The 5,318-nt window shown below is 69.3% G+C and carries 4 protein-coding genes and 1 pseudogene; all 5 read left to right on the top strand.

What is annotated here, in order from left to right; all coding sequences use genetic code 11:
• Positions 1 to 231, top strand: a pseudogene (locus tag AB0917_RS33555) (ATP-binding protein); the annotation flags it as partial.
• A gap of 363 nt (positions 232 to 594) precedes the next feature.
• Entirely contained in the window at positions 595 to 3,858 is a 3,264-nt protein-coding gene (locus AB0917_RS33550; protein WP_366823493.1) for a nitrate- and nitrite sensing domain-containing protein, read from the top strand.
• A gap of 10 nt (positions 3,859 to 3,868) precedes the next feature.
• Positions 3,869 to 4,282, top strand: coding sequence for a roadblock/LC7 domain-containing protein (locus AB0917_RS33545; RefSeq protein WP_006127847.1), 414 nt, complete (start codon positions 3,869 to 3,871; stop codon positions 4,280 to 4,282).
• 91 nt (positions 4,283 to 4,373) lie between these two features.
• On the top strand, positions 4,374 to 5,018 hold the full coding sequence (locus tag AB0917_RS33540) for a DUF742 domain-containing protein (protein WP_366823492.1): 645 nt from the start codon (positions 4,374 to 4,376) through the stop codon (positions 5,016 to 5,018).
• On the top strand, positions 4,999 to 5,318 hold a 320-nt coding region (locus AB0917_RS33535; RefSeq protein ID WP_353794769.1), incomplete at its 3' end, for an ATP/GTP-binding protein. The genes AB0917_RS33540 and AB0917_RS33535, both read left to right, overlap by 20 nt.

Genomic DNA, 5,318 nt, shown 5'->3' with positions numbered 1-5,318 from the left:
CTCGCCGACTGCTTCCCCGCGGTCGACTACTTCGAGAACAGCGGCCTCCCCTTCGTCATCGCCCTCAACGGCTTCGACGGACACCAGCCCTACACCCCCGACGAGGTACGCGAAGCGCTCCAGATCGGGCCGGACGCACCCATCATCACCACGGACGCCCGGCATCGTGCGGATGCCAAGAGCGGCCTGATCACCCTGGTCGAGCACGCCCTGATGGCCCGCCTGAAGTAGTCCCGACAAGTAGGCGTAAGTCGTTTTTGCCATACGGAAGTTGTTGTAGTCACGCGGGGGCGGCCTGTGTCGTTTGACACGATCCGCCCCCGTGTTCATAACGTTTCGACAGAGAATTGGCCCCGCGCCACCACCCGACGCAGCCACACGGTGCCACTGCGCTCACATGAGCCCCGCCTTTTGACGGGGCTCGCTCTTTATGCCCGTTTTATCTGAGGCGTGGGCCACTCGGAATGATCCATTCCGAGTGTTTGGAAGGGGACCCGTCCCCGTGCTGCAATTCGACGAACTCCCGAGTAGTTACGGCCCTGAACGAATAATCCGGCACAACGTAGGTGTCGGCGCCGAGAGGTTGTTGGTCGAGTGAGGCGAAGCAACGAGGGCTCCGCGGTGCAGCCCGAGCGGGGCAACTTCACCCCGCCGTCGCACACCGCTGCGTCGCCTGCACAGGCGCCCGAGCCGGAGCCGGCCGGTGGCAACGCCAGCCGGTTCTCCCCGCGCAACTGGCGGGTGGCCACCCGGCTGAACGCGATCCTCCTGATCCCCGTCATGGTCGGCCTGGTCATGGGCGGCTTCCAGGTGAAGGGGTCCATCGACACCTGGAGCGAGGCGCAGGAGGCCGAGAGGATCGCCCGCGTCGTGCGCGCGGCCTCGGACTACGGTCAGGCGCTCCTCGACGAGCGGGACCTCACGGCCCAGCCGCTGCTCTCCGGCGACCGGGAGGCCGACATCGTCGAGCAGTCCCGGGCCACCACGGACGAGGCGCGTGCCACGTTCGAGGACGCGGTGAAGGACATGCCCGCCAAGCCGGGTCTGGAGCGCCGCCTCAAGCTCTTCAAGAGCGAGGAGCCCAAGCTCCCCGAGCTCCGCAAGGCCGCCTACTCGCAGGCGCTGGACCCGGTGAAGACCGAAGAGGGCTACACCCAGGTCCAGCACTCGCTGATGGAGTTCTCCAACGAACTCGGCCTCGGCACCGGCAACATCACCAGCTACGGCCGTACCGTCTACGCGATCGAGCTGGCCAAGGCTGCAGAATCGCTTCAGCGCTCGATCGGCATGCACCTGCTGGTGCGCCCGAGCAAGAAGCCCGGCGTCTACAACGACCAGGTCAAGGCCTTCGGCTCGTACAACTACATGGAGCAGATCGCCCTCGCCGAGTTCAACTCCGGCGGCACCCAGGCCGACGTCGACCGCCTCAAGCAGGTCATGGCGGGCAAGGCCGCCGAGGGCGCCAAGCAGCTCAAGAACGCCCGTGAGCAGGCCGAGGCCGCCGGCCAGCCCTTCGTGTCGCCGCCGAGCATCGACGGCTCGGTCTTCGACGGCATGGCCCAGCAGATCGGCCAGGGCCAGGACCCCGAGGACCTGGCGAAGAAGGGCATCACGCCCGAGACCTGGATGGCCGCCGCCACCGCCAAGTTCGAGGGGTACGCCACCGTCGAGGACGAGCTCGTCACCAAGGCGGTGAACGAGGCCGCGAAGATCTCCTCCGACGCCAAGCGGGACGCCATCGTCAACGGCCTGGCCGTCGTCATCGCCCTCCTGGCCGCCTTCATCCTGGCCGGGCTCATGGCCCGCCAGATGAGCCGCTCGATGCGCCAGCTGCGTACCGCCGCCTTCTCCATCGCCGAGCAGCGGCTGCCCACCCTCGTCGACCAGCTCTCCCGTACCGACCCGGGCCGGGTCGACACCCGGGTGCAGCCGATCCCGATCACCACGCAGGACGAGATCGGCGAGGTCGCCCGCGCCTTCGACCAGGTGCACCGCGAGGCCGTCCGGCTCGCCGCCGAGCAGGCCATGCTGCGGGGCAACGTCAACGCGATCTTCACCAACCTCTCGCGCCGCAACCAGTCGCTCATCGAGGGCCAGCTGACCCTCATCACCGACCTGGAGAACAACGAGGCGGACCCGGACCAGCTGGAGAGCCTCTTCAAGCTGGACCACCTGGCCACCCGTATGCGGCGCAACGGCGAGAACCTGCTCGTCCTCTCCGGCGAGGAGCCCGGCCGCCGCTGGGACCAGCCGGTGCCGCTGGTCGACGTCCTGCGGGCCGCCTCCTCCGAGGTGGAGTCGTACGAGCGCATCGAGATGTCCGGGGTCCCCGAGGCCGAGATCCACGGCCGGGCCGTCACCGACCTCGTGCACCTGCTGGCCGAGCTGCTGGAGAACGCCACCACGTTCTCCTCGCCGCAGACCAAGGTGCGCGTCACCGCGACCCGGCTGCCCGACGGCCGCGTGATGGTCGAGATCCACGACAAGGGCATCGGCCTCACCGCCGAGGACTTCGCCGACATCAACCACAAGCTGGCCAACCCGCCGACGGTGGACGCCGCGGTCTCCCAGCGCATGGGCCTGTTCGTGGTCGGCCGGCTCGCCGACCGGCACGGCATCCGGGTCCAGCTGCGCCCCTCGGGCGAGCAGGCCGGGACGACGTCGCTGGTCATGCTCCCGGACGCCATCACCCACGGTGGCGGTGGCGAGCTGCTGGACGGGCCGGACGACTTCACCGTCTCCTCGATCATTCCCGAGCAGCGGGACGCCTTCGAGCCGGCCCCGCAGCACGGCCAGATGCGCACGGCGGCGGAGCTCGGCTTCGACGACTCGCGCTACGAGATCCCGGCGGACCCGGGCCGGCTGGACCCGGTCAACCGTTCGCTGATGCGCGAGGAGCGCCGGGCGACGCTGGAGGCCCAGACCGGCACCGAGGGCCCGTTCCCGGACGGCTCCCAGGAGCGGGGTTATGTCCAGGACGGCCACGCGCAGGACCCGTACGCCGGGCAGGACCCGTACGACGACAGCACGCAGCAGTACGCGCAGGAGTCCTACGGCCAGGAGCAGTACGGCCAGGACTCCGTACAGCAGGCGCAGCAGGCCCCGTACGCCGGCTCCTACGAGCAGCAGGGTTACGGCACCGAGGACGGCTACCCGCGGCAGCAGGAGCACGACGGGGCTCAGGCGCAGCCGCAGGAGGGGTACGCGGAAGCGGCGTATGCCGCTGCGGAGAACCCGCAGGACCCGTACGCCACCGCCGGATTCGCTGCCCCGGCCGACCAGTCCCACCAGGACGACTGGCCTGTTCAGAGCGGTTTCCAGAACACTTTTGAGCCGGTTCGGCAGGCTGAGGCGGAATCTGTTCCGGGCGTTCCCGCCCCGTCGCAGGAGCGCGTAGGCTTCGAGCGTCCGGGTTCCACCCCGAACGTCGGCCACGAGCTGACCGACGCCGGTCTGCCTCGCCGCGGCGGTGCGCAGCACTGGCAGCCGAGCGGCCGCGGCAACGACCAGCCCGCTCCGGCGCCGCAGCGGCAGCAGCCGCAGCAGGAAGAGCGGCAGGTCCCGCAGACCGACGGGGACGGCACCGACGACTGGCGCTCGACGAACGACGAGCGCTGGGAGCGGGCCGAGAAGCTCCGTGAGCCGAAGGCGGGCGGAATCACCCCCTCCGGCCTCCCCCGGCGCGTGCCCAAGGCCAACCTGGTCGAGGGCACGGCGGAGCAGACCCAGCAGGGCGGCCCACAGGTCTCCCGCGCACCCGAGGACATCCGCGGCAGGTTGAGCAACCTGCGGCGGGGCATCCAGCGGGGACGCAGTGCGGGGTCGGACACCAGTACCACCTACAACCAGGAGCGTTAGTGTGAGCCCGATGAGCCAGGCGGCGCAGAATCTCAACTGGTTGATCACCAACTTCGTGGACAACACCCCCGGGGTGTCGCACACGGTGGTGGTCTCCGCCGACGGACTCCTGCTGGCCATGTCCGAAGGATTCCCGCGCGACCGCGCCGACCAGCTGGCGGCCGTCGCCTCCGGTCTGACGTCGCTGACCGCGGGCGCCTCGCGGATCTTCGAGGGCGGGGCGGTGAACCAGACCGTGGTGGAGATGGAGCGCGGGTTCCTCTTCATCATGTCCATCTCGGACGGTTCGTCACTGGCCGTCCTCGCCCACCCGGACGCCGACATCGGTCTGGTCGGGTACGAGATGGCCCTCCTGGTCGACCGCGCGGGCAGTGTTCTGACCCCGGATCTCCGCGCCGAACTCCAGGGAAGTCTTCTTAACTAGCAGACAGACAGTGCGTTTCTCGCCACCGCGCCATAAGGTGCGGTGGCGCGGCCCCACTGGGATCGGCGACCGGGCAGTCGGAGGAGGAAACGTGGCAGCACCCACAGGCGGACACCCTTACGAGGGTGAGCAGAGGGTTCCGGGTGAGCACGGTGACGGCCGTTTCGGCTTCCCCGCCGCATCCGGTGGCCAGGCCCCCGGCGCCTCTTATCAGCCATACCAGCAGCCGCAGGACGCCCACGGTTCGCAGGGGCCCGAGTGGCCCCAGCAGCAGCCCGATTCGCCGTGGCCGCAGCATCAGCCGCAGCACCCCCAGCGATACGACGCACCGCGGCACTCCCGTGTCCAGCCGGTGCAGCAGCGGCGGGCCCCCGAGCCCGCCAAGCCCGCCGCGCACAATCCGCTGGTGCGTCCGTACGCCATGACCGGCGGCCGGACCCGGCCGCGTTACCAGCTCGCCATCGAGGCGCTGGTCAGCACCACGGCCGATCCGTCCCGGCTGCAAGGGCAGTTGCCCGAGCACCAGCGGATCTGCCGGCTCTGCATCGAGATCAAGTCGGTCGCCGAGATTTCGGCCCTTCTCTCGATCCCCCTCGGCGTTGCCCGGATCCTCGTCGCCGACCTGGCCGAGGCCGGACTCGTCGCTATCCATCAGCCCGGCGGCGACGAGGCCGCCGGCGGCCAGCCAGATGTGACACTGCTCGAAAGGGTGCTCAGTGGACTTCGCAAGCTCTAGCGGCGGAGCGGCCCGCTCCACTACCTCGGCGAAGATCGTGGTGGCAGGGGGCTTCGGCGTGGGTAAGACCACGTTTGTCGGTGCCGTTTCGGAGATCAATCCGCTGCGCACCGAAGCCGTGATGACGTCCGCGTCCGCGGGCATCGACGACCTGACCCACACCGGGGACAAGACCACCACGACGGTGGCCATGGACTTCGGACGTATCACCCTGGACCAGGACCTGATCCTGTACCTCTTCGGTACGCCCGGTCAGGACCGCTTCTGGTTCATGTGGGACGACCTGGTCCGCGGCGCCAT

This window comes from Streptomyces sp. NPDC007346 (assembly GCF_040703535.1).
Classification (GTDB): Bacteria; Actinomycetota; Actinomycetes; order Streptomycetales; family Streptomycetaceae; genus Streptomyces.
The sequence above is the reverse complement of the archived record's forward strand: the minus strand, read 5'-3'. Positions and strand labels throughout refer to the sequence as shown.